This window comes from Streptomyces sp. Edi2, from assembly GCF_040253635.1.
GTDB lineage: Bacteria > Actinomycetota > Actinomycetes > Streptomycetales > Streptomycetaceae > Streptomyces.
Genome location: NZ_JBEJGX010000003.1, coordinates 2,378,072 through 2,404,540 on the forward strand (window position 1 = coordinate 2,378,072; position 26,469 = coordinate 2,404,540).

Below are 26,469 nucleotides of genomic sequence, written 5' to 3' on the forward strand. Positions count from 1 at the left end.
CGTAGGTGCGTCCGCGTCCGGTGTTCGCCCTCAACGAAATCCGTACGCCAGTACGTGCCAGTAACCCTTACGGGGCGGCTGATCGTCCGCCCTGAGACCGGCCCGCCGTCCCGGCTTCGTGGAACAAGTGCGAAGATGGGTTCTCGGCAGGACAGGGCCCCCCTTACCCAGGGCCGAAGTAACAGCGGCCGAACCACAGCCGCCGCCCGGTCATCGGAGACCGGCTCCGGCGTACCCATGCATGGAGGACGTGACGTGGCGAACGACGCCAGCACCGTTTTCGACCTAGTGATCCTCGGAGGCGGTAGCGGTGGTTACGCCGCTGCCCTGCGCGGGGCGCAGCTGGGCCTGGACGTCGCCCTGATCGAGAAGGGCAAGGTCGGCGGTACCTGCCTGCACAACGGCTGCATCCCCACCAAGGCTCTGCTGCACGCCGGTGAGATCGCCGACCAGGCTCGCGAGAGCGAGCAGTTCGGTGTCAAGGCCACCTTCGAGGGCATCGACATCGAGGCGGTCCACAAGTACAAGGACGAGGTCATCTCGGGCCTGTACAAGGGCCTGCAGGGCCTGATCGCCTCCCGCAAGGTGACGTACATCGAGGGCGAGGGCCGGCTGTCCTCCCCGACCTCCGTCGATGTGAACGGCCAGCGTGTCCAGGGCCGTCACGTCCTGCTGGCGACCGGCTCCGTGCCGAAGTCGCTGCCGGGCCTGGAGATCGACGGCAACCGCATCATCTCCTCGGACCACGCGCTCACGCTGGACCGCGTGCCGAAGTCCGCGATCGTGCTGGGCGGCGGCGTCATCGGCGTCGAGTTCGCCTCCGCGTGGAAGTCCTTCGGCACCGACGTGACCATCATCGAGGGCCTCAAGCACCTCGTCCCGGTCGAGGACGAGAACAGCTCCAAGCTGCTGGAGCGGGCCTTCCGCAAGCGGGGCATCAAGTTCAACCTCGGCACCTTCTTCGACAAGGCCGAGTACACCGCCGACGGCGTGCAGGTCACCCTCGCCGACGGCAAGACCTTCGAGGCCGAGGTGCTGCTGGTCGCGATCGGCCGCGGGCCGGTCTCGGCGGGCCTGGGCTACGAGGAGCAGGGCGTCGCGACGGACCGCGGCTACGTCCTCGTCGACGAGTACATGCAGACCAACGTGCCGACCATCTCGGCCGTCGGTGACCTCGTTCCCACCCTCCAGCTCGCGCACGTCGGCTTCGCCGAGGGCATGCTGGTGGCGGAGCGGCTGGCCGGTGAGAAGACCGTGCCGATCGACTACGACGGCGTGCCGCGCGTCACGTACTGCCACCCCGAGGTCGCTTCGGTGGGCATCACCGAAGCCAAGGCCAAGGAGCTGTACGGCGCCGACAAGGTCGTCGCTCTCAAGTACAACCTCGCGGGCAACGGCAAGAGCAAGATCCTGAAGACCACGGGCGAGATCAAGCTCGTCCAGGTCAAGGACGGTGCCGTGGTCGGCGTCCACATGGTCGGTGACCGTATGGGCGAGCAGGTCGGTGAGGCCCAGCTGGTCTACAACTGGGAGGCCCTGCCGGCCGAGGTTGCGCAGCTCGTACACGCGCACCCGACGCAGAACGAGGCCCTCGGCGAGGCCCACCTGGCCCTGGCCGGCAAGCCTCTCCACTCCCACGACTGACCCATTCCCGGGCGCGATCACATCCGCACCACTTTGTAAGGAGCAACTGAAACCATGGCGGTTTCCGTAACCCTGCCGGCGCTCGGCGAGAGCGTCACCGAGGGCACCGTCACTCGCTGGCTCAAGGCCGAGGGTGAGCGCGTCGAGGCCGACGAGCCGCTGCTCGAGGTGTCGACCGACAAGGTCGACACCGAGATCCCGGCCCCGGCCGCCGGCATCCTGTCCGCCATCAAGGTGGCCGAGGACGAGACCGTGGAGGTCGGCGCCGAGCTGGCCCTCATCGACGACGGCAGCGGTGCGCCCGCGGCCGAGGCGGCCCCGGCCGCCGCCGAGGCGCCCGCGGCCGAGCCGCAGCCCGAGCCGGCCGCGGCTCCGGCTCCGGCCGCCGAGGCCCCCGCCCCCGCCGCTGCCCCCGCGGGCGGCGCCGAGGGCACGGACGTCGTCCTCCCCGCGCTCGGCGAGAGCGTCACCGAGGGCACCGTCACCCGCTGGCTGAAGGAGGTCGGCGAGGAGGTCCAGGCCGACGAGCCGCTGCTGGAGGTCTCCACCGACAAGGTCGACACCGAGATCCCGGCCCCGGCTTCCGGCACCCTGCTGGAGATCGTCGTCGGTGAGGACGAGACCGCCGAGGTCGGCGCCAAGCTCGCCGTCATCGGTGCGGCCGGCGCCGCTCCGGCCGCCGCCCCGGCCCCCGCCGCTCCGGCCCCGGCCGCCGCTCCTGAGCCCACCCCGGCACCGGCCCCCGAGCCGGCTCCGGCGCCCGCTCCGGCCGCTGCCGCCCCGGCGCCCGCCCCGGCTCCGGCTCCGGCCGCTCCGGCTCCCAAGCCGGCCGCTGCCCCCGCCCCGGCCCCGGCCGCCGGTGAGGGCGACGGCGCCTACGTCACCCCGCTGGTGCGCAAGCTCGCCGCGGAGAACGGCGTCGACCTTTCCACGGTCAAGGGCACCGGTGTCGGTGGCCGGATCCGCAAGCAGGACGTCATCGCCGCCGCCGAGGCCGCCAAGGCCGCCGCGCCGGCTCCGGCCGCCGCCCCGGCCGCCGCCTCCAAGGCCCCGGTCATCGAGGCGTCCCCGCTGCGCGGCCAGACCGTCAAGATGCCGCGGATGCGCAAGGTCATCGGCGACAACATGATGAAGGCCCTGCACGGCCAGGCGCAGCTGACCTCCGTGGTCGAGGTGGACATCACCGCGATCATGCGGATGCGCAACAAGGCCAAGGACGGGTTCGCGCAGCGTGAGGGCGTCAAGCTCTCGCCGATGCCGTTCTTCGTCAAGGCCGCGGTCCAGGCGCTGAAGGCCCACCCGGTCGTCAACGCCCGGATCAACGAGGACGAGGGCACCATCACCTACTTCGACACCGAGAACGTCGGTATCGCGGTGGACGCGGACAAGGGCCTGATGACCCCGGTCATCAAGGACGCCGGTGACCTCAACATCGCCGGTATCGCCCGCAAGACGGCGGACCTGGCGGGCAAGGTCCGCGCGAACAAGATCACGCCGGACGAGCTGTCCGGTGCGACCTTCACCATCAGCAACACCGGTTCGCGCGGCGCCCTGTTCGACACCGTCATCGTGCCCCCGAACCAGGTCGGCATCCTGGGCATCGGTGCGACCGTCAAGCGTCCGGTGGTCATCAACCACCCGGACCTCGGCGAGACCATCGCGGTGCGCGACATGACCTACCTGGCGCTCTCCTACGACCACCGTCTGGTGGACGGCGCGGACGCCGCCCGCTACCTGACCACGGTCAAGCAGATCCTGGAGGCCGCCGAGTTCGAGACCGAGATCGGTCTCTGATTCCGGCAGTCACGCCATAGGTGTGCAACAGGGGTCGGCCCCGGTTCGTACGAGCCGGGGCCGACCCCTTTGTGCACCCTTGAGCATCTGTGCGCCGGGCCTTCCGCACGTCCCGGATAATGGCCCCCTCGTCACCACGCGCTCTGAAGGAGCACCTCATGACCCCGCCCGTCGTCCATTCGCTGCGCGAGCAGATCCGCGAGCACATCCTCGAGGGGATCGTCAGCGGCCGCTGGCAGCCGGGCGAGCGGATCGTGGAGCGGCGGATCGCGGTGGAGCTGGAGGTCAGCCAGACACCCGTACGGGAGGCGCTGCGGGAGCTGGAGTCGCTGCAGCTGATCGAGTCGGCGCCGAACAAGGGCGTACGGGTACGGAATCTGACCGCGGACGACCTCAAGGAGAGCTATCCGGTGCGGGCCGGGCTGGAGCAGGTGGCCGCCGAGCTGGCCGCCGGGCGGCTGGCCGAGGACACCGTGGCGCTGGAGCGCGAGGTGGCGGCGCTGCGCGAGGCGGAACTGGCCGGTGACGGGGAGGCGCAGGTGCGGCACACGGTGGCCTTCCACCGGGAGATCGTGGGGGCTGCCGGGAACGCCGTCCTGCTGCACACCTGGGAGTCGCTGGGCATCGAGGTCTGGACGACGCTGTCGATCCGCTGGTTCAGCCCGGAGCCGCGCTCGCACGCCCAGGACCACCAGGAGATCGTGGACGCGTTCCGGCGGCGCGACCCGAAGATCGGCGCCTTGCTCAAGTCACACGTGCTGAGCTGCGCACCCCGGGTCTGACGGGTCGCTCGGAAGGCGCGAACGGACCCCACCGGACGGGGCGGCGGCACCCCCTTCCCTCTGGCACGCGGTGCCCAAAAATGCGGCACCCCGTGCCGACCTGCGGTTATTCGTCCGGAGACCGTTGATCGATCATCGATCAGAGGCGTATCGTCTTGCGTCGGGGCGCGACAACCCTGCCTGCCGAACTCGTAGGGGGTGTCGTCAAGGCCGCCGTCCACCCTGAAGGACGCGGCCGGTCACGACGGCACCCCCGAGCTACCTCCCGTCCGGAAAGGGGCCACCCATGCCCGATCCCGTGCGCCTGCCGTACAGCCAGCTCGACCAGCTCCCGGACCGCGACCCCGAGGAGACCGCCGAGTGGCGCGAGTCGCTTGACGCCGTCACCGAGGCGGCGGGCCCCCAGCGCGCCGCGTACCTGATGCGCCGCGCCCTGGAGCACACCGCGCGCACCGAAGGCACCGCCCTGCCGTCCCTCCTGGAGACGGACTACGTCAACACCATCCCGACCTCCGCCGAGCCCGCCTTCCCCGGCGACGAGGCGATGGAGGCCAGGATCACGGCCTGGAACCGCTGGAACGCCGCCGCGATGGTCACCCGCGGCTCCGCCCTGGGCCTCGGCGGCCACATCGCCACCTTCGCCTCCGCCGCCTGGCTCTACGAGACCGGCTTCCAGCACTTCTTCCGCGGCAAGGAAGGGGACGGGAGCGGCGACCAGCTCTACATCCAGGGCCACGCCTCCCCCGGCGTCTACGCCCGCGCCTTCCTCGAAGGCCGCCTCACCGAGGACCACCTCGACCACTTCCGCCAGGAGACCGGCGGCGAGGGCCTGCCCTCCTACCCGCACCCGCGGCGGCTGCCCTGGCTGTGGGAGTTCCCCACCGTCTCCATGGGCCTGGGCCCGCTCTCCGCCATCTACCAGGCGCGCTTCAACCGCTACCTGGACCACCGCGGCATCAAGGACACCGCGAACTCCCACGTCTGGGCCTTCCTGGGCGACGGCGAGATGGACGAGCCCGAGTCGACCGCCGCACTGGCGCTGGCCGGCCGCGAGGGCCTGGACAACCTGACCTTCGTCATCAACTGCAACCTGCAGCGCCTCGACGGCCCCGTCCGCCCCAACTTCAAGATCGTGCAGGAGCTGGAGGCCCAGTTCCGCGCGGCCGGCTGGAACGTCGTCAAGTCCCTGTGGGGCCAGGCCTGGGACGAGATCTTCGCGCTCGACACCGACGGCGCCCTGATCCGCCGCCTCGGCGAGACCCCCGACGCACAGTTCCAGACGTACGCCACCCGCGACGCCGCCTACCTGCGCGAACACTTCTTCGGCGCCAACGAGTCCCTGCAGGCCCTGGCCCGCGAGCTGACCGACGCCAAGCTGCTGGAGCTGTTCCAGACCTCCCGGGCCGGCCACGAGCCGCGCAAGGTGTACGCCGCCTACAAGGCCGCCGTCGAGCACCAGGGCGCGCCGACCGTCATCCTGGCGCAGACCGTCAAGGGCTACACCCTCGGGGCGGGCTTCGAGTCCCGCAACGCCAACCACCAGATGAAGAAGCTCACCATGGCGGAGTTCCGCACCATGCGTGACGCCCTCGAACTCCCCATCCCGGACAGCGCGCTGGAGGGCGACCAGGTGCCGTACTGGCGCCCCGCCGACGACTCCCCCGAGATGGTCTACCTGCGCGAACGCCGCGCCGCCCTCGACGGCCCGGCCCCCGCCCGCAAGGTCGTCGCCAAGCCGCTTCCGATGCCCGCCGACAAGGCCTTCGACGCCCTGAAGAAGGGCTCCGGCAGCCAGGAGATCGCCACCACCATGGCGTTCGTCCGGCTGATCAAGGACTTGATGCGGGACAAGGAGACCGGCAAGCGCTGGGTCCCGATCGTCCCCGACGAGGCCCGCACCTTCGGTATGGAATCGCTCTTCCCGACCGCCGGCCTCTACTCCCCCAAGGGCGCGACCTACGACCCGGTCGACCGTGACCAGCTCCTTTGGTACAAGGAAGCCAAGGACGGCCAGATCCTCAACGAGGGCATCACCGAGGCCGGCTCGCTCGCCGACTTCACCGCCGCCGCGACCTCGTACGCGACGCACGGCGAGCCGATGATCCCCTTCTACATCTTCTACTCGATGTTCGGCTGGCAGCGCACCGCCGACCAGTTCTGGGCGCTGGCCGACCAGTTGGGCCGCGGCTTCGTCATCGGCGCCACCGCCGGCCGTACGACGATGACCGGCGAGGGCCTGCAGCACGCCGACGGCCACTCGCACCTGATCGCCTCCACCAACCCGGCGGCGCTCTCCTACGACCCGGCTTTCGCCTACGAGGTCGCGGTCATCGTCAAGGACGGCCTGCGCCGGATGTACGGCCCGGACGCCGAGGACGTCTTCTACTACCTCACGGTCTACAACGAGACCAAGGTCCAGCCGGCCATGCCGGAGGGCGTCGAGGAGGGCATCCTCAAGGGCCTGTACCGCTTCAACGAAGGCACCAAGCCCCAGGCCGACAGCCCGCAGCTCCAGCTGCTGGCCTCCGGCACCGCCATCCACTGGGCCCTGGAGGCACAGCAGCTGCTGGCCGACGACTGGGGCGTGGCGGCGGACGTGTGGTCGGCCCCGTCCTGGACGGAGCTGCGCCGCGACGCCCTGGAGTGCGATGCCGCCCGTCTGGAGGGCGAGGACCGCATCCCGTACGTCACCCGTGCGCTGGCCGGCGCCCCCGGCCCGGTCGTCGCGGTCAGCGACTGGATGCGTGCGGTCCCCGACCAGATCGCCCCCTGGGTCGAGCAGGACTGGACCTCCATCGGCACCGACGGCTTCGGCCTGTCCGACACCCGCGAGGCGGCCCGTCGCCACTTCGGCGTCGACCCGCAGTCGGTGGTCGTCCAGGCGCTCGCCGCCCTGGCCCGTCGCGGCCAGGTCAAGCCGGAGGCGGTCAAGGAGGCCAGGGAGCGCTACGGCCTGTGAGCCATGGGCCGCCGCCACATTGCGGCCCGTGCCTCGTTCGGCGGCCCCTGCCCGCACCGGGCGCCGCCCGCCCTCCGGGGCACCCCCAACTCCCGTGTGGAGGCCACCTTCCCGCGCCCGGGGCCTCCACACGGGAACCCACCACCGGCCCGGCCGACCAAGCCCTGACTACGGCCGGGCCGGGCTGTCTTTGTGGTTGTGCGATGTGGCCGTTGGCGGTGGCGTAGCCGCTTCGGCTCGGTTCGATCCGGCTCGATGCGGGTTGCCGGTGGCTGGGGCCGTTTCGCCCAGTCGTTGTGGGTGGTGGGTCGGAGGGGACGCCCGGTACCCCTCCCCCAGCCTTCGGCCGGGAGATGCCCCCACGGCGCGGGCGGCCCTGGTCCATGGATTGATTGCCCCGGCGTTCGCTCCGGTCCTGCGGGCGGGGCACCGGACATCCCCTCCGACCGCCGTACGTTGGCGACTTTCCCGCCGTACTGATCACCGTTACGGCCAACACCCGCTCGCCCCTTGGCAAGGCGCGGGCCAACAGCCAGGTCTCAGCCGCACCAGCCCTTGGCAGGGCGCTGGGCAACCACCAGGTCCGAGCCACACCAGCTCATGGCAAGGAACTGGCCGAGCGGGCTTGCAGGTTGTCGGCCGCCAGTCGTCGCCATCCGGCCGTCGTCGCCCAACCGTCGTCATCCGGCCGCCGTCGTCCGCCCGACCGCCCCGGGTGCTCCTTGGCCGCAGGCGGCATGCGTTTGTGTGTGGTGACGGACAGTGCCACCGGGCGGCAGACGGGAACGCACGAAGGCCGGAGGGGATGTACCGGGACCCGCCCGCAGGACCGGAGCGAACGCCGGGGCAATCAAATCCATGGACCAGGGCCGCCCGCGCCGTGGGGGCACCTCCCGGCCGAAGGCTGGGGGAGGGTTCCGGTGCGTCCCCTCCGGCCCCCGCGGCAATCACGAAACCCGCAAAGGCGCCAGCCCCACCCGTCAAGCGGCGTCACTGAGACAGACGCGACGGCGCCCCAAAGGGGCGCGGGGAACTGCGCGCCCAGCCACAACGCACCCGCGGACAAGCAAGTTGTCAGTGGCCCCCCGCATCATGGACCCATGCGTGCTGCCCGGCTGATCAGGATGGTGTTGCTGCCCCAGACGCGGCCGTCAATGACGGCCGCCGAGCTGGCGCGAGAGCTGGAGGTCTCCGAGCGTACGGTCGCCCGCGACGTCCTCTCGCTCTCCGAGGCCGGGGTGCCCGTCTACGCGGACCGCGGCCGGGCCGGCGGCTACCGCCTCATAGGCGGCTACCGCACGCGGCTCACCGGCCTCGGCCGCAGCGAGGCGGAAGCCCTCTTCCTGTCCGGAGTGCCCTCCGCCCTGCGCGAGATGGGCCTGGCCGACGCCGCGTCCGCCGCCCGGCTGAAGGTCTCCGCCGCCCTGCTGCCCGAGCTGCGGGACGCCGCGACCGGTGCCGCCCAGCGCTTTCACCTCGACGCCCCGGGCTGGTATCAGGAGCCCGAGACGCCCGCCCTGCTCCCCAGGATCGCCGACGCAGTCTGGGACGACCGCCGGATCACCGCCCGCTACCTCCGCAAGGACACAGAGGTGGAGCGGGAGTTGGAGCCGTACGGCCTGGTGCTGAAGGCGGGCGTCTGGTACCTGGCGGCGCGTACGCAGGGCGACTACCGCGACTACCGCGACTACCGCGTCTACCGTGTCGACCGGTTCACCGCCGTGGCGCCCGCCGGGAGCGGCAACGCCTCCGGGGCCGACGACGCCAATGACGCCAACGATGCCGGCGGGCGGTTCGCCCGTGATGTGTCCTTCGACCTCCCGGAGTTCTGGGCACAGCGGGCGGCCCAGTTCGCCCGGTCGATCCTGCACGAGGAGGTGGTGCTGCGGCTGTCCCCGCAGGGCGTCAGGCAGCTGCCGTACGTCACCGAACGCGCCGCGGCCCGCGAGGCGATCGAACGGGCGCAGACCGCGGACGGCCTCGATGAGCACGGCCGGCTGACGGTGACCCTCGCCGTGGAGTCCGCCGAGGTCGCCTACGCCCAGTTGCTGGCGCTCGGCCCGGAGGGCGACATCCTCGCGCCCCCCGAGCTACGTGAACGCTTCGCCTCGGCCGCCCGCCGAATGGCCGCGCTGTACGCGGAGAGGGACGGGGCAGGAGCCGGACCGGACGGCGGCGGACCGTGATCCACCGGACGCCCCGGCACGGGCACGGGCACAGGCACAGACACCGGCCCTGACCCCGACCCCGGCACCCCTACCGTCTCACCTCCCCCTCATCGATAGTCACCAGCACTCCCCTCCTTCCCGCCGAAGACGACCTCCTCGAAGTAACCGAAGCAGTCGGGCCGCGAGCCATCCGCGTCGGTGAAGTCGTACTCCTTCGCCAGCTGCCCGCTGGAGAGCGACTGACCGCTCCAGCGCTCTTTGGCCGGGTCGGCGGCGAGGGCCCGTACACCGCGGGCGATCAGGGCCGGCGATTCGGCGATGGCGAAGTGCGGCTCCTCGGCCACCGCGTCGCGCCAGTTCTCCTCCGTCACCCCGAAGTGGTCGAGCATCTCCTCGGAGCGGAGGAAGCCGGGGGTGAGCGAGACCGCCGTGCCGCCGTGTTCCTTCAGTTCGGCGGCGAGACCGAAGGCGATGCGGTGCGGCGCGTTCTTGGTGAGGTCGAAGCAGAGGTTGTCCCGGTAGGTGCGGTTGAAGGTGGCGGTGCCGTCGGTGACCTCGACCACCAGACCGCCGGGCCGCCTGATCAGCAGGGGCAGGGCGTAATGGCTGGTGATGACGTGGGTGTCGATGCCGAGGCGGAACATCCGCAGCCCGTTCTCCAGGTCGAGGTCCCACAGCTTGGTGTGGAACTCGATCAGCCGGTCGCCGCCCCAGACGCTGTTGACCAGTACGTCCAGTCGCCCCTGTTCCCGGTCGATGCGCTCGGTCAGCGCCTTGACCTGCGCCGGGTCCAGGTGGTCGGTCGGTACGGCGATACCGGTGCCGCCCGCCGCGCTCACCAGCTCCGCGGTCTGCTCGATCGTCTCCGTGGCCCGGCCGACCTCGCTGACGCGTTCCCGGGTCGTCCGTCCCGTCACGTACACCAGGGCACCGGCCCGCCCCAGCTCGACCGCCATCGCCCGCCCGGCCCCGCGGGTCGCCCCGGCCACCAGCGCCACCCGTCCCGCCAGTTCCCGCTGTTCCGTCATGTACGCCACTCCTCGCTGTCAGGTGCCTCGCATCCGTACACGGCGACCGTGGCAGTGAAACCCGACATCTCCTGTCCGGATTCATCGGCCGCCAGTCCGGATGGGCCGCCGTACAGCGGTCCGCCCACCGCCTACGGACGGAGCGCGCGCACCGTCGCCCCGCTCCGCAGCCGTCCCACGACCTCGTCCGGGGCGTTCTGCCCGGCGGGCGCGGCGAGCGTGTTCGTGTGGCCGGAGACCCGTACCCCGCCGGTGGCGTCGATACCGCCGACCCCTTGGGTGCCGGCCGCGAGCAGATACCACCTGCCGGACCGCGCCCGCCAGTGGACGTTCCCGACCACGGGGGCTCCGAAGCGGCTGCAGGCGGCGGTGTCCCTGGCCCGTCCGGCGATCCGGCCGGGCTCGGCCGGGCGCGTGGCGGGCGGCAGGAAGTGCAGTGTCACGCTGCCTGGCCCGCGCCACGTGTCGGCACGGCTGCATACCCAGGTCGCGCTGCCGCTGTCCTCCGGGAGTCGCTGGCCGGCGAACGCCCAGTTGCTGACGGACCGTACGCCGGTGCCCCGCAGCGAGCCGAGCGAGCAGGCCGTACGGGCCCAGCCCTGCAGGGCCGGGGTGCCGGTCGCCTCCCCCGGCTGGGCGGCCGGTGCGCCGCCGGGTGGCACGGAGGTGAGGTGGACGGGGACGAGGTCGTTGAGGTCGGTCAACAGGAAGGGAGGGTTCACGGCGGTGCCCGCGATCCGGGTCGAGGGCCGGAACTGGGCCGCCGGCCAGTGACCGCAGCCGGTGCCCCCCTCGGGCGGTACCGCGATGCGGTCGGTGACCCCGTCCGGGGTGACATGCAGTCCGTGCACCGGGGCGGCCGGGGCCAGCAGGTCACGGACGCCGACATCCGAGACCCAGGGCGCGAGCAGATACCGCATCCAGCCGTTGCCGCGGCCGATCACCAGCGCGGCACCGGTGGTCAGGTCCGCGTTGTCGACCCGGGCGAAGTGCAAGGTGGGCGTGGCGCCTTCGGGCTCGGCGTAGCGCACCAGCCGCTCGCCGTCGTAGAAGACCACGACCGGCACGGCGTCGATCAGGCCCGCGTACAGCAGCTGCGGCGGGTGGTCGGGCGGCCGGGTGGAGGTGCCCGCGGACGTCATGATCCGGGCATCGGCGGGTGGCGCCGCCCAGACCCGCAGCGCCCGCCCCAGCAGCTCCTGGTCGCGCGCCTGCCGGCCGCGCACGGGCCAGGCGGTGAAGTCCACCCGGGAGGTGTCCGTCCACTCTTCGTTGGGGGTGCGCAGCAGCCGGCCCGGGTCCAGCGCCTGCTCCGCCGTGGTCGGTGGGTGCCCCGTCCGGTCCCCGTCACCGCGCGACAGCCCGGCCGCCGCGGCACCGACCGCCAGTACGGCCACCAGCGCGATCGCCGCCCGTACCCGCTGGCGGCGGCGCAGCAGGTCCGTCGGCCGGGTCTGCACCGTGCACGGGTCGAACTCCGCCGAGTTCAGCAGCGCCGCGGCGCCCGTCCCGGTCTCCCGGTCCAGCTGCGCCGCCGCCCGCTGTGCCGCGTCGGGCTCCTCGACCCCGGCCAGTGCCAGCACGCTGCGTGCGGCGTCCTCGTCCAGCCCTTCCAGATGCCACAGCCCGAGGGCGGCCCGTACCGCCGCGGGAACCGCGGACAGCGCCTGGTCCAGGGCGAGTTCTTCGGCGCCGCCGACCCGCGGGAAGAGCCGCAGGCCCCACACCCGGGGCAGGGCCAGCGGTCCCCGGACCGGCCGTCCCTCGTGCGCCAGCGCCAGCCGCAGGGCCCGCAGCCGCACCACGTCGTAGCCCGGTTCGGCCGCCGGGCCGCGCTGCGCCGGCAGCCCGCCGTCCGGCCGCCGCAGCCGGGCCCGCGGCAGCGCCCGCTGGACCAGGCCGTGTGCGGTCAGGACCCGGCGGTGGCGGCCCATCGACGGGGGCAGGACGAGGTAGGTGAGGCGGACGAGCCGTGGATAGTGCTCGACGATGGCCGCCTCGGCCCGTTCGACATCGGCCCGGGTGCGTTCGTCCATGGGCATGGCCTGGAACAGCCCTTCGCGAAATGGTGGATATGCCGTCGTTCGGTCGTTGCACGCCGTCCAACGAGTGATTCTTGGGACGGTCACACGGCGGAGCCGGCCCGGGTGAGCGAACCCGATCCGAACACCCCGTCACCGGCGCGCCCGCCATGTCACCGATCCGGATAACGACCCCGTCGCATCCGGGGTACTCCGCATGCGACGGGCCCCGGCAGGGCAGATGCTGGAGCGGTGATGGACGAGACGGAGTTCTGGGAACTGATCGACGGTTCCCGCGAGGCCGCCGCGGGCGACCCGGAGGAGCAGGCCGACGTGCTGGTCGAGCGGCTCCTCGGGCTCGACCCGGATGCCGTCGTGGACTTCGCCCGCCACTTCGAGGCCCGCTACAACCGGGCGTACTCCTGGGATCTGTGGGCCGCGGCCTCGGTGCTGCTGGGCGGCGCCGGCGACGACGCCTTCGACTACTTCCGCTGCTGGCTGATCGGCCAGGGCCGGGAGGTCTTCGAGGGCGCGCTGCACGACCCCGACCAGCTCGCCGAGCTGCTGGACGACTTCGACGAGGCGGTGGACGGCGACGCCGAGGAGCTGGGCTATGCGGCCGACGAGGCGTACGAGCAGCTGACCGGCGGGGTGATGCCGGACCTGGGACTGCCCGCGCCGCCCCGTGAACCGGTCGGCACGTACCTGGACTTCGACGACGACCGGGGCATGGCGGAGCGCTTTCCCACCCTCTGGGACCGTTTCAGGCCGTAGCCGCGGGCGGTTCGCGCCGGGGCGCGGCGGGCCCGGACCCCCGGATGCCACCACCGGTCCATCACTACGGGCAGTATGGCCCCATGCGGATCGCGATCACCGGCTCGTCCGGACTCATCGGCACGGCGCTCGTACGGTCCCTGCGCGCGGGAGGCCATGACGTCGTGCGGCTCGTACGGCGTGCGCCCACGGCCGCCGACGAGGTGCGCTGGGACCCCGGGCGCCAGGAGGTCGACACCGCCGGGCTGGCCGGCTGCGGGGCCGTCGTCCACCTGGCCGGCGCCGGGGTCGGCGACCACCGCTGGACGGCCGCCTACAAGCAGGAGATCCGTGACAGCCGGGTCCTGGGCACCCGGGCCCTCGCCTCGGCCCTCGCCGCCATGGACACCCCGCCGGGAGTCTTGGTGTGCGGCAGCGCGATCGGCTACTACGGCGACACCGGCGACCGGCGCACGGACGAGAGCGCACCGGCCGGCCACGGGTTCCTGCCGGAGGTCTGTGTGGCCTGGGAGGACGCCGCGAAGCCGGCCGAGGAGGCGGGCATCCGTACCGTCTTCGCCCGCACCGGTCTGGTCGTGGCACGCTCCGGCGGCGCCTGGGGCCGGCTCTTCCCCCTCTTCCGGCTCGGTCTGGGCGGCCGGCTCGGCGACGGCAGCCAGTACTGGAGCTTCATCTCCCTGGAGGACCACGTCAGGGCGCTGGGCCACCTCATCGACACCGAGGGCCTGGCCGGTCCGGTCAACCTCACGGCCCCGGAGCCGGTCACCAACCGCGAGGTCACCGCCGTGATGGGCCGTGTCCTGGGCCGGCCCACGCTGCTCACCGTGCCAGCGCCGGTCCTGCGGGCCGCCCTGGGCGAGTTCGCCGGCGATGTGCTGGGCAGTCAGCGGGTCATTCCGCGGCGGCTGCTGGACTCCGGGTTCGGGTTCGCCCATCCGCGCATCATCGAGGCGGTCCGGGCCGCGTAGCGCTCCGGGCCGCGTAGCGCTCCGGGCCGCATGGCAGTCCGGACCGCGGAGTCGTCCGCACCGGGGGTCCTTCGCGTCGTACCGTCGTCCACACCGCGGAGTCGTCCGCACCGCGGAGTCGTCCGCACCGCGGAGTCGTCCGCGTCACACCGCCGTCCGGGCGGCATAGCCGCGGGGCCACACGGGAAGCTTTGGCCAAGGGGCGCGTCGATGCGCCCCTTGGACGCCCCCTCTCGAACGGACCGCCGCCTCCTGCCGACCTCGCACGCCTCACCTCGGTATCCCCCATGGCGGCACCGGGCACGACAGGGGTGCGCCGCCGTGGGACCGACCTCGGGAGGGGCATGTGCTGCGTACCGCATCGGCCGTGGACGTCGTCATCGTGGGGGCCGGTCCGGCCGGACTCGCCGCCGCCCGCCATCTGACCGGGGCGGGGGTGTCCGTCACGGTCCTGGAGGCCGCGCCGCGGATCGGCGGCCGGTCCGCCACCGACCACCTCGACGGCTTCCGGCTGGACCGCTGCGGGCGGCCGCTGGCCGTCTCCGCCGCCGATCTGTGCCGTACCCCGGGCCTCGACGATCTGACGCTCCGTCCGTTCGCGCCCGGTCTGAGCGTCCACAACGGCCAGCGCGCGCAGCGTGTCAGCGCGCCCCGGAGCACGAAGGGTGCGCTGTCCGCGGCCCGCGCCCTCTCGCGCGCCGACCGCCGTACGGAACGGCGTACGGAGCGCCGGACGGAGCGTCAGGCCGTACGCCTCACCGACCGGCGGACCGCGCCCTCCCCGGACCGCCGTACGGACCGCCGCGCCGCCGGCACCGCCGCCGCTCCCCCTGCCTTCGCCCCCCACGCCCCGCCCGCCGACCGTCCGATCCACGATGCCCTGGCGGTCCGCCCCGCCTTCCCGCACCGCGGCCATGACGCGTTCCTGCGGCCCCTGCTGGCCGCGCTGCTGTGCGATCCCAAGCTGCGCGGCTCCAGCCGGGGCGCGGCGGCGGCGCTGCGCGCCTACGCCCAGGGCCGGTTGTGGCTGCCGGCCGGCGGCGCCGCGGCCGTCCCCGAACTGCTCGCCGCCCCGCTGCCGCCCGGCACGGTCCGTACGTCCGTGCAGGTCACCGCCGTCTCCACCACCGGCGTCAGCACCGCGGAGCACGGCCATATCCCCTGCCGGGCGGTGCTGGTGGCCACCGGCGCGCGGGAGGCTGCCGAGCTGCTGCCGGGGCTGCGGGTGCCGGCCTTCCACCCGGTCGCCGTCCTGCACCACACCGCGGCGGCGGACGGGGGCCGCGGCGCACCGTCCCGCGACACGACCCTGATCCTCCCGACTGACGGTCCGGTCGCCTACAGCTACGCCGCCGGCGCCATCGACCCGTCCCGTACGCCGCCGGGCCGGTCCCTGATCACCACGACCGTGCTCGGCGCCGCCGCGATGCTGCCGCTGTCCGTACTGGACAAGACCGTCCGCCCCCAGCTCGACCGGATCTACGGTGCACACACCGACGACTGGCAGCTGCTGACCGCCCATCACGACCCCTATGCGGTCCCCGCGACGCCGGCGCCGCACGACCCGGAGCGCCCGGTGCGGGTGCTCGCCGGCCTGTACGTGTGCGGCGACCACCGTGACACCAGCACGCTCCAGGGCGCGCTGAACTCGGGCCGCCGGGCCGCCCGCGCGCTCCTCCAGGACTTCGGGCTGCCCGCCTTCACCACGGAACCGGACGCCCTGCCCACGGCGGCCTGAACCGGCGGCCCGGCCCGCGCTCACTCCGGCGGCCGGACGGCCGGGCCCGCCCTCACCTCCAACGGGCGGGTGGCCGGGCCCGTCCTCACCCCCAACGGCCGGGCGCCCCGGACCGCCCTCACCCCCAACGGCCGGGCGCCCCGGACCGCCCTCACCCCAGCGCCGCCACCCGTTCCCGATAGTCCCGTACCGCCGCCGCGTCCCGGTAGGGCTCCAGGCGGCGCTCGAACTCCCTGACGTACTCGTGCGCCCGTACGGACCGCATCTCGGAGGCCTGGAGCGCCGCCTCGGCGCCCAGCGTGCAGGCCTGCTCCAGTTCGCCCAGGCCCAGCCGCGCGGTCGCCAGCACCACCCGGCAGAAGAGCCTGCTGCGGGCGAAGCCGGCCGCGCGCAGCTGGAGCGAGCGCTCGGCGTGCTGGGAGGCGGCGCGGTACTGCTGGAGATCGCGGTGGCAGTGCGCCAGCTCGTCGGCGAGCTGCGCCTCGTCGAAGAAGCGCGCCCAGTACGGGGTGTCGTCACCGGGGCGGACGGTCTCCAGCGCCCGTTCGGCGCGGGCCAGCGCCGTGGTACAGGCCCGGACCTCACCCAGGACGCCGTGGCCGCGTGCCTCCGCGGCGTGCAGCAGCGCCTGCACGGCGGGCGGCGCGCTGCCGCCGATGCCCTGCTGGGCGACCCTCGCCAGCTGCACGGCTTCCCTGCCGTGGCCCAGGTAGACGGCCTGCCGGCTCATCGTCACCAGGACGTAGGACCCGTACGCCCGGTCCCCGGCGGCCTGGGCCAGGCGCAGGGCCTGGACGAAGTACCGCTGGGCCAGCCCGTGGGCCGCGATGTCGTACGAGGTCCAGCCGGCCAGCCGGGTCAGATCGGCGGCGGCCGCGAAGAGCCTGCGGCCGGTGGCCTCGCCGTAGCTGCCGCGGAGCATCGGCTCGGCCTCGTGCTCCAGATAGCGCACCAGGGCCTGGCGGGCGTGGCCGCCCCCGTAGGCGTGGTCCAGCGCCCGGAACAGCTCGCCGACCGAGCGCAGCGCCGCGATGTCGCCGGAGGTGACCTTGGAGCCCTGGGTGCGGTCGACACGGTCGGTGCGGCGCTGCCGGGGCACCGTGACCCGGCCCTGCGCGGGGACCCGGCCCGCCCCGTCGCCGTTGGGCTCGCCGCGGGCGACCCGTTCGTCGGCGCGTCCGATCAGCCAGTCGCGGCTGGGCACCACGAGCCCGGCCGGGGTGAAGGCGATCTTGCGGAGCTCGGCATGGCTGCCGGAGTCCTTGCGCCACAGGCCGCTGACGATGTCCACCGCCTCGCTGGGGCTCGCGGCGAATTCCAGTCCGGCGTACACCGGCGCACAGGCGTCCAGGCCGAGGTCCTGGGCGGACAGCCGGCGCCCCAGCCGGCGGGTGAACACCTCCGCGATCAGGGCGGGGGTGGTGCCTCTGGGCTGCTGGCCGCGCAGCCAGCGGGTCACCGACGTCTTGTCGTACCGCAGATCGAGGCCGTGCTCGATACCGAGCTGGTCCACCCGTCTGGCCAGCCCGGCATTGGAGAATCCCGCCTCGGCGATGAGCGCGGCGAGCTGGCGGTTGGGGGTGTGGTGCGGGGGTCGTTCCGTCATCAGCTTTACCGGTCTCCTGCCTTCCGGGCCGCTGCCGGGTTCGGCGGACCCTGTCCGGCATGCTCATTCGCCCTTGTGGAACGGCGTGAATGTAACGGCCTTCGGCGCCCCGTTCTCCGCCTCTTCCCCGCGTTCATCCGATCGTGTGAGCAGGGGCGGGCAGTGCGGACAGCGGCCGCCTGCGGGGACCGGGAGGGGCGGCCGTACAGTGGCATGGGCGCGAAGTGGCATCAACGTTGCAGCAAAGTGCAACAGAGGTTCGAAGAGGAGCTGCCGTGACTGCGATCTCTCGGGGGGAGACCCCCGTACCCGAGGGGCTGCGCTTTGTGCATCTGGGCTTCGGCGCCGACGCCGTCGAGTACACGTCGGCATGGCAGGAGCAGCGCCGGGTGCACGCCGCCCGGTTCGCCGACGAGCTGCCCGACACCTGCCTGCTGCTGGAGCACCAGGCCGTCTACACCGCGGGACGCCGTACGGCCGACGAGGAGCGCCCGCTGGACGGGACCCCGGTCGTCGACGTGGACCGCGGCGGGAAGATCACCTGGCACGGGCCCGGCCAGCTGGTGGGCTACCCCATCCAGAAGCTGCCGCGCCCGGTGGACGTGGTGGCCCATGTCCGCCGGCTCGAAGAGGCTCTGATCCGGGTCTGCGCCGACTTCGGCGTGGAGGGCACCCGGGTCGAGGGCCGCAGCGGGGTGTGGATCCTGGGCGACCCGGTCGAGGAGCGGGCGGCCCTGGGCGGGCTCAACCTCGACTTCGACCCGCGGCTGGCGGACGAGCTGTTCGACCCGCGGCTGAACGGCCCGGAGTACGCGCCGTCCAACGCCGGCCAGCGCCGCGAGGACCGCAAGCTCGCCGCGATCGGCATCCGCGTCGCCAAGGGCGTCACGATGCACGGCTTCGCGCTGAACGTGAATCCGGACAACACCTCGTTCGACAAGATCGTGCCGTGCGGCATCCGGGACGCCGGCGTCGCCTCGCTCGCGGGCGAGCTGGGCCGCGAGATCACCATCGCCGAGGTGCTGCCCGTCGCCGAGAAACATCTGCGGGACGTCCTGGAGGGCGCCGAACTGCTCCCCCGCGCGGTCTGACCGGACGGTCGCCCGGCCGTCCCGGGCCGGACGGCCGCCCGGCCCGGGTCCTCCCCGGGGCTGCCGGGAATGCCACCCCGCCATACGGGGTTGCCCCGCACGTAAAGACGTGCGAATCAACGGGCGTACCCTGGTGTACGCCGAAGAAACGAAGTCGTAGGGAGCCGGTCGTGTCCGCAGTCGCACCCGACGGACGCAAGATGTTGCGCCTGGAGGTCCGGAACAGCCAGACCCCCATCGAGCGCAAGCCCGAGTGGATCAAGACCCGGGCGAAGATGGGTCCCGAGTACAACCACCTCCAGGGCCTGGTCAAGAGCGAGGGCCTGCACACGGTCTGCCAGGAGGCGGGCTGTCCCAACATCTTCGAATGCTGGGAGGACCGCGAGGCGACCTTCCTCATCGGCGGTGACCAGTGCACCCGCCGCTGTGACTTCTGCCAGATCGACACCGGCAAGCCGCAGGAGCTGGACCGCGACGAGCCCCGCCGGGTCGCCGAGTCCGTGCAGACCATGGGCCTGAAGTACGCCACGATCACCGGCGTCGCGCGCGACGACCTCGACGACGGCGGCGCCTGGCTCTACGCCGAGACCGTCCGGCAGATCCACGCCGCGATGCCCGACACGGGCGTCGAGCTGCTGATCCCCGACTTCAACGCGGTGCCCGAGCAGCTGGCCGAGGTCTTCTCCTCCCGGCCGCAGGTCCTGGCGCACAACGTCGAGACGGTCCCGCGGATCTTCAAGCGCATCCGCCCCGGCTTCCGCTACGAGCGCTCGCTGGAGGTCATCTCCAAGTCCCGCGAGGCCGGCCTGGTCACCAAGTCCAACCTCATCCTGGGCATGGGCGAGGAGCGCGAGGAGATCAGCCAGGCGCTGCAGGACCTGTACGACGCGGGCTGCGAGCTGATCACGATCACCCAGTACCTGCGCCCGACCGTGCGACACCACCCGATCGAGCGCTGGGTCAAGCCCGCCGAGTTCGTGGAGCTCCAGGAGGAGGCCGAGGAGATCGGCTACGCCGGCGTGATGTCAGGTCCGCTGGTCCGCTCCTCCTACCGCGCCGGCCGCCTCTACCAGCAGGCCATGGAGCGGCGCGAGGCCGAATCGTCCAGTCAGGCGGTTTGATTTCCCCGGCGCGCCGTCTTGTGAAACGTGGCACATGCTTGAGGACGCGGCCCGCACTCCCCCTGACGGGGGGCGTGGGGGCCGCGTCAACGTTTCATCGGTGTTTGACCGGCAGGTCATCCGTTGGTAACACCTTTCCGTGACGATGGATGCACGCACCGCTCCCGCACCACTCCCGTATCACTCCTGCTTCTCCGAACGAATCAGAGGGAGTCACCCACCATGCAGGCCGCGCCGCTCCGCGCCAATCCCGCCCTCCCCATCCCTTCGGTCACCGGCGCCCTGCGTGCCGTCGAGGCCGTCCTGATGCGCGGCGGACAGCGCACCGCCCGCCGTAACGCCTGGACATCGGTCCTGGAGGACCGCCGCCGCGCCAAGGACCGTCACGAGGCCGAGTACGTACTGGAGGCCGCGGCGACCCGGCGCCCGCACGCCACGTAGACTGCGCTGTATGGCGAGGAAGGTAAATGCTGAGGGCGCTGCCGGCGCTGCCGGCGCTGAGAACACCGGGCGGCTGAAGCAGATCGCCCTGACCTACAAGATGACCCGTCGGGTCGACTCCAAGGTCGGTCTAGTCGTCGCTGGTGTAGGCATCGTCGTATTCGGCGTTCTCCTTGCCATCGGCTTCGCGATCGGCCACGAAATCTATGCGGGGATCCTGGGATTCGTCCTGGCCTTCCTCGCCATGGCGATCGTCTTCGGACGGCGCGCCGAGCGGGCTGCCTTCGGGCAGATGGAAGGCCAGCCCGGTGCGGCGGCCGCCGTGCTCGACAACGTCGGCCGCGGCTGGACGGTGACCCCCGCGGTGGCCATGAACCGCAGCCAGGACGTGGTCCACCGTGCCGTCGGCAAGGCCGGGATCGTGCTGGTCGGCGAGGGCAACCCGAACCGGCTGCGCGGCCTGCTGGCCGCCGAGAAGAAGCGGATGGCGCGCACCGTCGCCGACGCCCCGGTCCACGACATCATCGTGGGCGACGGCGAGGGCCAGGTGCCGCTGAAGAAGCTCCGCACGACGCTGCTGAAGCTGCCGCGCGTACTCCCCGGCGCCCAGGTCACCGCCGTCAACGACCGGCTCAAGGCGCTGGGCGACCTGATGAGCAACATGCCGGTCCCCAAGGGCCCGATGCCGAAGGGCATGCGGATGCCCAAGGGCGGCGGCAAGGCACGCTGACCTGACCATGACTGGCGGCCGCGCCCGCGTGCGGCTGACGGACCCGACACTCTGACCGCATGACGAAACGCCCCGGGGCCTGTGGCTCCGGGGCGTTTCGTCATGCGGGGGTGGATGCGGGGCGGGCGGGGGAACGGGCGCGGCGCGTGTGGGGCGGGCGTACGGACGCGGCGCATTCGGGACCGGCGTACGGACGCACCTCATGCGGGGGCGGGCGTACGGACGCGCGGCGGGCGGGGCCGGCATATGGACGTGCCGACCTGCGGGGCGGGCGTATGGACGGCGGGCGTATGGACGTGCCGGTTCAGGTGTCGCCCGGGAAACCCAGGTATCGCGCCCGGCGCCGGGACAGCGCGGCCAGCCCACAACGAGGGGGGCATACGGGGTGTACGGGGTATACGGGGGTTACGGCCTCAGATACGGACCTGAACGGCGCGTGAGAGGCGATCGTGCAGCCCCCGCCCGTCCCGGTCCCAGACCACGGCCGGGATGACCAGGACGAGCAGCACCGTGCGGAGCACGACCCGCGGCAGCGAAATCCGGCCACCGCCCTCGGCGACCACCCGCAGGCCCAGCAGCCGCTTGCCCGGTGTGAACCCGACTGTGCCCACCGTCAGCACGCTGAGCACGGCGAAGACCACCAGCGCCCAGTTGCTCGCCGACTGTGCCTTACCGTCGCTGAGCAGGCCGTACGCGATGAGCAGGCACAGCGCCCAGTCGAGGAAGAGCGCGGCGAAGCGGCGCCCGGGGCGCGCGATCGAGCCCGGCCCCGTCTCCGGCAGCCCGAGCTGCTGCCCGCGGTGCCCGAATTCGACACCCATGTCCTCGGCTGCCGCGCGGGGCCCGGAGATCCACGATCCGATTGCTTGCCTGTTGTCCACCGGACCACGGTACTGCGACCGCATACATTCACCGCGCCGAGGTCCGGTGCAAGGCGGCCCGGGTCCCCCTCCGGGCCGGGCCCCGGGGGCGTGCCGCCAGGGGCGGAACGCCTCGGCACGGCGCCGCAACGAACGGCCGCCACCCCGGGCCAAAATGCCCCTTTATGGGTCACACTGGTGAATAACGGCAGGCGTGCGCCGGTTAACCTCGGCGAAACAAATGGGTCATGCTTGGGAAATCCCGCCTGCCTATGGTCGGGCAACGCGCCACCGCACATGGTCGCGTTCCGAGTAGCAATCCCGCGTCCGCCGACCGGTGACCGGGCTAGGAGGAGTTGGATGTTCCAGAACGCCGACGAGGCCAAGAAGTTCATCGCCGACGAGGACGTGAAGTTCATTGACGTCCGGTTCTGCGACCTGCCCGGTGTGATGCAGCACTTCACGATCCCGGCGAAGGCGTTCGACCCGACCGAGGAACTGGCCTTCGACGGTTCCTCGATCCGCGGCTTCCAGGCGATCCACGAGTCGGACATGGCGCTGCGTGCGGACCTGTCGACGGCTCGTGTGGACCCGTTCCGCCGCGACAAGACCGTCAACATCAACTTCTTCATCCACGACCCGATCACCGGCGAGCAGTACAGCCGTGACCCGCGGAACATCGCCAAGAAGGCCGAGGCCTACCTCGCCTCCACCGGCATCGCGGACACCGCGTTCTTCGGCCCCGAGGCCGAGTTCTACGTGTTCGACAGCGTGCGCTTCGAGACCGGCGCGAACCAGTCCTTCTACCACATCGACTCCGAGGCGGGCGCCTGGAACACCGGGTCGGAGGAGAACAACCGCGGCTACAAGGTCCGCTACAAGGGCGGCTACTTCCCGGCCCCGCCGGTCGACCACTTCGCCGACCTGCGCGCCGAGATCTCCCTGGAGCTGGACGCGGCCGGCCTGCAGGTCGAGCGCCAGCACCACGAGGTCGGCACCGCCGGCCAGGCGGAGATCAACTACAAGTTCAACACGCTGCTCGCCGCGGCCGACGACCTGATGCTCTTCAAGTACATCGTGAAGAACGTCGCCTGGCGCAACGGCAAGACCGCGACCTTCATGCCCAAGCCGATCTTCGGTGACAACGGCTCCGGCATGCACGTCCACCAGTCGCTGTGGCAGGGCGGCAGCCCGCTCTTCTACGACGAGCAGGGCTACGCGGGCCTCTCGGACACCGCCCGCTACTACATCGGCGGCATCCTCAAGCACGCCCCGTCGCTGCTGGCCTTCACCAACCCGACGGTGAACTCCTACCACCGCCTGGTCCCCGGCTTCGAAGCCCCGGTCAACCTGGTCTACTCGCAGCGCAACCGCTCCGCGGCCATGCGTATCCCGATCACGGGCTCGAACCCCAAGGCCAAGCGCGTCGAGTTCCGCGCCCCGGACCCGTCCTCGAACCCGTACCTCGCCTTCTCCGCCCTCCTCCTCGCGGGCCTGGACGGCGTCAAGAACAAGATCGAGCCGGCCGAGCCGATCGACAAGGACCTCTACGAGCTCGCCCCCGAGGAGCACGCGGGCGTCCCCCAGGTCCCCACCTCCCTCCCGGCCGTCCTCGACGCCCTCGAGGCCGACAACGAGTACCTCCAGCAGGGCGGCGTCTTCACCTCCGACCTGATCGAGACCTGGATCGACTACAAGCGCACCAACGAAATCGCCCCGATCCAGCTCCGCCCGCACCCGCACGAGTTCGAGCTTTACTTCGACATCTAAAGGGCGGGGTCGGCCGACCTGGGCGGAAGCTCTGAAAACATGCCGTGACCTGCGAGAACTCTGCTCAGTAGTTCTCATCGTCACCGCTTGTTTGCGCCCCCTTGTGCACCGAGTGCGCACTGGACGGCCAGTCCTCTGACTTGATGTCAGGAACGACAGTGAGGGCCGCTACCCCCAGAGCCGGGGTAGCGGCCCTCGCTGGCTTGTCCAGCTCTGTGAGCGGCTGCTGCCTGCTTCGCTTCCTGAGCGCTGTCCGGCAATGGCCGCGGCTCCCCGAGCCCGGAGCTGTCTGAAGGGCCGGCGACACGCTCAGCCGGTGGCTCGCGGAGTGTGCAGGGATCGGGCGAAGTCGGCGAGCGTGTGGAAGTCGTCCTCGCGTAGACCGATCCGCGGGTTGACGTGGTGCAGAAGCCCGGCCCCGCGGTGGTGGGCGGTCACGTACGCCTGGTCCAGATCACTCTGTTCGTCGTCCACCCAGGCGAAAGGACGGCCGTTGGCGTAGTCCACCACGGGACCGGACTTCCAGTGGACCCCGTCGGGGCGCTCTTGGAACAAGGCGTCGCCGAAGTCGATGAAAGGGAGTTCGGGAAGGCCGAGCACCGGGGCGATCCACCGGTTAGCGTCTGCCATCCATATGGTGGCCCAGCACAGCTCGTAGCCGAGCCGGAGCAGGGACTGCCCGTGCTCCGGGTTGAGCCAGACCCGCAAGGGCCGCCGCCGGGTCGAGGGTCCTCCGTGTTCCTCTCGGGTTTCGCTGCTCTGGGGGACTCGGAGTGCGGTGTAGCCGACGGGACGCTTCTCCGGCTTGGCGGCATAGGGGTTGAGTGGCCCATCCACGTCGAGGAACAGCAACGGCCGGTTCACGTTTCCCCCTGGTCTCGCTCATGATCGGTTGCCCCTACGGAAGCGTAGCTTCAGCGATCGCAAGTTCGCTGGATAGCTGCCGCACAGAGCACTGACACTCGGGCGGCTTCTGCCCCCTCCGGACGAACGTCCTGCGGACCCACAAGTCCAGGGGCCGTGCTCGGGGGTTGGCCTTGGCCGAGGCGCAGCGGGATGAGCAGCTGGCGAAGCACGCGCCGATCAGGGAGGCCTTCACAAGCGTGAGCCACACTGTCGGCAGATGATACCTCTTGCGGGGACTCACCATCACCGCTGGAGCAGTGGTGATGGAATGAGTTGTGTCCACACCACCGACTCAATGGCCGTCGAACGCTCAGCAGTTATGGCACGCGATACGCACGGGCGTTGCTGCAGATCTCTCCGCTCCTGCGTCCGAGAGCGTCACAAGGCAGGACCGGGAAGTGACGGCGGAGGCTATCGCCTGCCTCCTGCTGCAGCCGCCCCCTCCAGAACCCGGTGTGGTGCCGCGGCTGCATCTGGTCGGCGCCACCATCACGGGAAACCTTCAACTGCCGTACGCAACAATTGAGATTCCTGTGGCTTTCGTCGACTGCCACTTCGAGAAAGCAGTCGAACTGAGTGACGCCTCACTCCGCGCTGTTGACTTTACTGGGTCGTCCCTCCCGGGACTGAATGCAGACAGACTCAAAGTGGAGGGCGATCTGGTACTTGTCGGGACAGTCAGCGGCGCTGTCTCCCTGTTCAGGGCCGACATCGCCGGCGACATGTGGCTTAACGGAGCCGAGCTAATCAGCGAAGGAACCGGATATGCCTTGCGCGCACCCCAGTTATGCATCGGCGGTGGACTCTATGCACGATCCATCAACGCCGTGGGCGGACTGAACCTGTGGGGCGCTCAGGCTTTCACACTTGACGTGACCAAGGGCTACCTGAGCTGCGCAACTCATGCGGCTCTTCGCTGCGACGGTATCCGCATCGCACAGGATCTCCACTGCACGAAACTGTCCGTTGACGGAGGCGGCATCTCTCTGTTCGGGGCAATGATCGGCGGCCAATGCTGGTTCAACAATGCCGCGGTACGCAATCACACGGGCTGGGCCGTTAATGCCCCCTCGGTAAAAGTTAGCGGAGGCTTCTACGGCAACGGCATGAAGACGGATGGTGGCGTCAACCTATTCGCCGCCACCGTCGGCGAATCAATCGAACTTTCCGGCTGCACCCTCATATCCCATGGCGATCACGCACTGCGGGCACCGGGTGCGCGCGTGGAAGCCAATCTCATGTTGAACGGCGGAGCGACCCTGATCGGCGGCATCACCCTGCCACGTGCGGAGATCAAGGGGACGCTGTGTTTGTCCAACTCCACATTCGGCGAGGCGTCATCCATTGATCTGCAGCACGCAATCGTAGGAGCCTTGGACACGGCATCGACCAATACACGTCCCTCCGCGTGCGACCTTCGCGCTGCAACCATCGGACGTATCGATGATTCCCCCACCTCATGGCCACCGCGGATTGAGCTGGACGGACTGACCTATCAAGACCTCCGCCCCTTGCTGACCGCCGGCCAACGTCTGGCATGGCTCGATCGCAGTGACAGTTACCACCCTCAGTCCTACGAGCGCCTGGCTGCCCACTACCGACAACTCGGCCACGACGACGACGCCCGAACCGTGCAGCTGGCCCGCCACCGTAAACGGCGCAGCTCCGCACGGCTGCCTGCCCGGCTTTGGGGGTACTTCGAAGACCTCACCGTCGGCTACGGCTACCGCCCAGGGCGCGCTCTGATATCGCTCTTTGCCCTCACCGCAATCGTCGCCGTCATCTTCACAGCAATACCACCACAGCCCGTCCGCACTGGCGGTCCGGCTTTCCAGCCAGTCGTATTTGCCCTCGACCTCATCCTGCCCATTCTCGATCTCGGCCAGGAGAAGGCGTTCCTCCCGTACGGTGGCAGCGCATGGGTCGCCTGGGCGAGCGCTTTAGCCGGTTGGCTCCTGGCTACAACTGTCATCGCCGGCCTGACGCGGCGACTTTCCCGCCCCGGCCACTGAAAACCACGAGGTGTGCACCTGATGTGCACCTGCGACTTCGGGGAGCAGGACCTCTA

At 71.3% G+C, this 26,469-nt stretch carries 19 protein-coding genes; 14 read left to right on the top strand and 5 right to left on the bottom strand.

The genetic code is table 11. The annotated features are described in order from the left end of the window. Positions 1 to 255 precede the first annotated feature (255 nt). From lpdA to ABR737_RS13925, 5 genes are all read left to right on the top strand, one after another. Positions 256 to 1,644: a dihydrolipoyl dehydrogenase gene (gene lpdA / locus ABR737_RS13905; protein WP_350250488.1), complete on the top strand. Its 1,389-nt coding sequence runs from the start codon at positions 256 to 258 to the stop codon at positions 1,642 to 1,644. Positions 1,645 to 1,698: 54 nt separating this feature from the next. Next, entirely contained in the window at positions 1,699 to 3,438 is a 1,740-nt protein-coding gene (gene sucB / locus ABR737_RS13910; protein WP_350250489.1) for a 2-oxoglutarate dehydrogenase, E2 component, dihydrolipoamide succinyltransferase, read from the top strand. Positions 3,439 to 3,596: 158 nt separating this feature from the next. Continuing rightward, positions 3,597 to 4,220: a GntR family transcriptional regulator gene (locus tag ABR737_RS13915; protein WP_088797323.1), complete on the top strand. Its 624-nt coding sequence runs from the start codon at positions 3,597 to 3,599 to the stop codon at positions 4,218 to 4,220. Positions 4,221 to 4,506: 286 nt separating this feature from the next. Next, positions 4,507 to 7,179 (top strand): pyruvate dehydrogenase (acetyl-transferring), homodimeric type, encoded by a 2,673-nt coding sequence (gene aceE, locus ABR737_RS13920; RefSeq protein ID WP_350250490.1) that lies wholly within the window; start codon positions 4,507 to 4,509, stop codon positions 7,177 to 7,179. A 1,100-nt stretch (positions 7,180 to 8,279) separates the two neighbouring features. Further along, positions 8,280 to 9,365 (top strand): helix-turn-helix transcriptional regulator, encoded by a 1,086-nt coding sequence (locus ABR737_RS13925; protein WP_350250491.1) that lies wholly within the window; start codon positions 8,280 to 8,282, stop codon positions 9,363 to 9,365. Positions 9,366 to 9,454: 89 nt separating this feature from the next. Here the strand turns inward: ABR737_RS13925 and ABR737_RS13930 are convergent, their stop codons facing one another. Both ABR737_RS13930 and ABR737_RS13935 read right to left on the bottom strand, forming a co-directional pair. Next, the gene (locus tag ABR737_RS13930) at positions 9,455 to 10,375 is read right to left on the bottom strand and encodes an SDR family oxidoreductase (RefSeq protein WP_350250492.1); all 921 of its coding nucleotides are present in this window, start codon (positions 10,373 to 10,375) and stop codon (positions 9,455 to 9,457) included. A gap of 131 nt (positions 10,376 to 10,506) precedes the next feature. Next, positions 10,507 to 12,411 carry a hypothetical protein gene (locus ABR737_RS13935; protein ID WP_350250493.1) on the bottom strand — a complete coding sequence of 635 codons (1,905 nt, stop codon included), beginning with the start codon at positions 12,409 to 12,411 and terminating at the stop codon, positions 10,507 to 10,509. Between the two features lie 240 nt (positions 12,412 to 12,651). On the opposite strand from ABR737_RS13935, the gene ABR737_RS13940 reads away from it, so the two are divergent. The 3 genes from ABR737_RS13940 (at position 12,652) to ABR737_RS13950 (ending at position 15,876) form a co-directional block, all read left to right on the top strand. After that, the gene (locus ABR737_RS13940; protein ID WP_350250494.1) at positions 12,652 to 13,170 is read left to right on the top strand and encodes a DUF4240 domain-containing protein; all 519 of its coding nucleotides are present in this window, start codon (positions 12,652 to 12,654) and stop codon (positions 13,168 to 13,170) included. A gap of 83 nt (positions 13,171 to 13,253) precedes the next feature. Then, entirely contained in the window at positions 13,254 to 14,138 is an 885-nt protein-coding gene (locus ABR737_RS13945) for a TIGR01777 family oxidoreductase (RefSeq protein ID WP_350250495.1), read from the top strand. 346 nt (positions 14,139 to 14,484) lie between these two features. Continuing rightward, positions 14,485 to 15,876, top strand: a complete 1,392-nt coding sequence (locus ABR737_RS13950) for an FAD-dependent oxidoreductase (RefSeq protein ID WP_350250496.1) — start codon at positions 14,485 to 14,487, stop codon at positions 15,874 to 15,876. A gap of 151 nt (positions 15,877 to 16,027) precedes the next feature. On the opposite strand, the gene ABR737_RS13955 is transcribed toward ABR737_RS13950, so the two are convergent. Continuing rightward, positions 16,028 to 17,482 (bottom strand): NsdA family TPR-like regulatory protein, encoded by a 1,455-nt coding sequence (locus ABR737_RS13955; protein ID WP_350250497.1) that lies wholly within the window; start codon positions 17,480 to 17,482, stop codon positions 16,028 to 16,030. A 275-nt stretch (positions 17,483 to 17,757) separates the two neighbouring features. Between ABR737_RS13955 and lipB the strand changes: the two genes are divergently transcribed. The 4 genes from lipB (at position 17,758) to ABR737_RS13975 (ending at position 20,865) form a co-directional block, all read left to right on the top strand. Next, positions 17,758 to 18,573: a lipoyl(octanoyl) transferase LipB gene (gene lipB, locus ABR737_RS13960; protein ID WP_350250498.1), complete on the top strand. Its 816-nt coding sequence runs from the start codon at positions 17,758 to 17,760 to the stop codon at positions 18,571 to 18,573. A gap of 170 nt (positions 18,574 to 18,743) precedes the next feature. Continuing rightward, on the top strand, positions 18,744 to 19,694 hold the full coding sequence (gene lipA, locus ABR737_RS13965) for a lipoyl synthase (protein WP_350250499.1): 951 nt from the start codon (positions 18,744 to 18,746) through the stop codon (positions 19,692 to 19,694). Between the two features lie 222 nt (positions 19,695 to 19,916). After that, positions 19,917 to 20,135, top strand: coding sequence for an SCO2195 family GlnR-regulated protein (locus ABR737_RS13970; protein ID WP_250051926.1), 219 nt, complete (start codon positions 19,917 to 19,919; stop codon positions 20,133 to 20,135). Positions 20,136 to 20,145: 10 nt separating this feature from the next. Next, positions 20,146 to 20,865 carry a DUF4191 domain-containing protein gene (locus ABR737_RS13975; RefSeq protein ID WP_350250500.1) on the top strand — a complete coding sequence of 240 codons (720 nt, stop codon included), beginning with the start codon at positions 20,146 to 20,148 and terminating at the stop codon, positions 20,863 to 20,865. A 413-nt stretch (positions 20,866 to 21,278) separates the two neighbouring features. On the opposite strand, the gene ABR737_RS13980 is transcribed toward ABR737_RS13975, so the two are convergent. Continuing rightward, the gene (locus ABR737_RS13980) at positions 21,279 to 21,746 is read right to left on the bottom strand and encodes an RDD family protein (protein ID WP_350250501.1); all 468 of its coding nucleotides are present in this window, start codon (positions 21,744 to 21,746) and stop codon (positions 21,279 to 21,281) included. A gap of 339 nt (positions 21,747 to 22,085) precedes the next feature. Here ABR737_RS13980 and glnA point away from each other — a divergent pair, with 339 nt between their 5' ends. Further along, positions 22,086 to 23,495 carry a type I glutamate--ammonia ligase gene (gene glnA / locus ABR737_RS13985; RefSeq protein WP_350250502.1) on the top strand — a complete coding sequence of 470 codons (1,410 nt, stop codon included), beginning with the start codon at positions 22,086 to 22,088 and terminating at the stop codon, positions 23,493 to 23,495. Positions 23,496 to 23,804: 309 nt separating this feature from the next. Here glnA and ABR737_RS13990 read toward each other — a convergent pair whose 3' ends face one another. After that, the gene (locus ABR737_RS13990; protein ID WP_350250503.1) at positions 23,805 to 24,359 is read right to left on the bottom strand and encodes a hypothetical protein; all 555 of its coding nucleotides are present in this window, start codon (positions 24,357 to 24,359) and stop codon (positions 23,805 to 23,807) included. A 440-nt stretch (positions 24,360 to 24,799) separates the two neighbouring features. On the opposite strand from ABR737_RS13990, the gene ABR737_RS13995 reads away from it, so the two are divergent. Continuing rightward, complete coding sequence (locus ABR737_RS13995) at positions 24,800 to 26,413, top strand: hypothetical protein (RefSeq protein ID WP_350250504.1); 1,614 nt, start codon at positions 24,800 to 24,802, stop codon at positions 26,411 to 26,413. Positions 26,414 to 26,469: the final 56 nt, after the last annotated feature.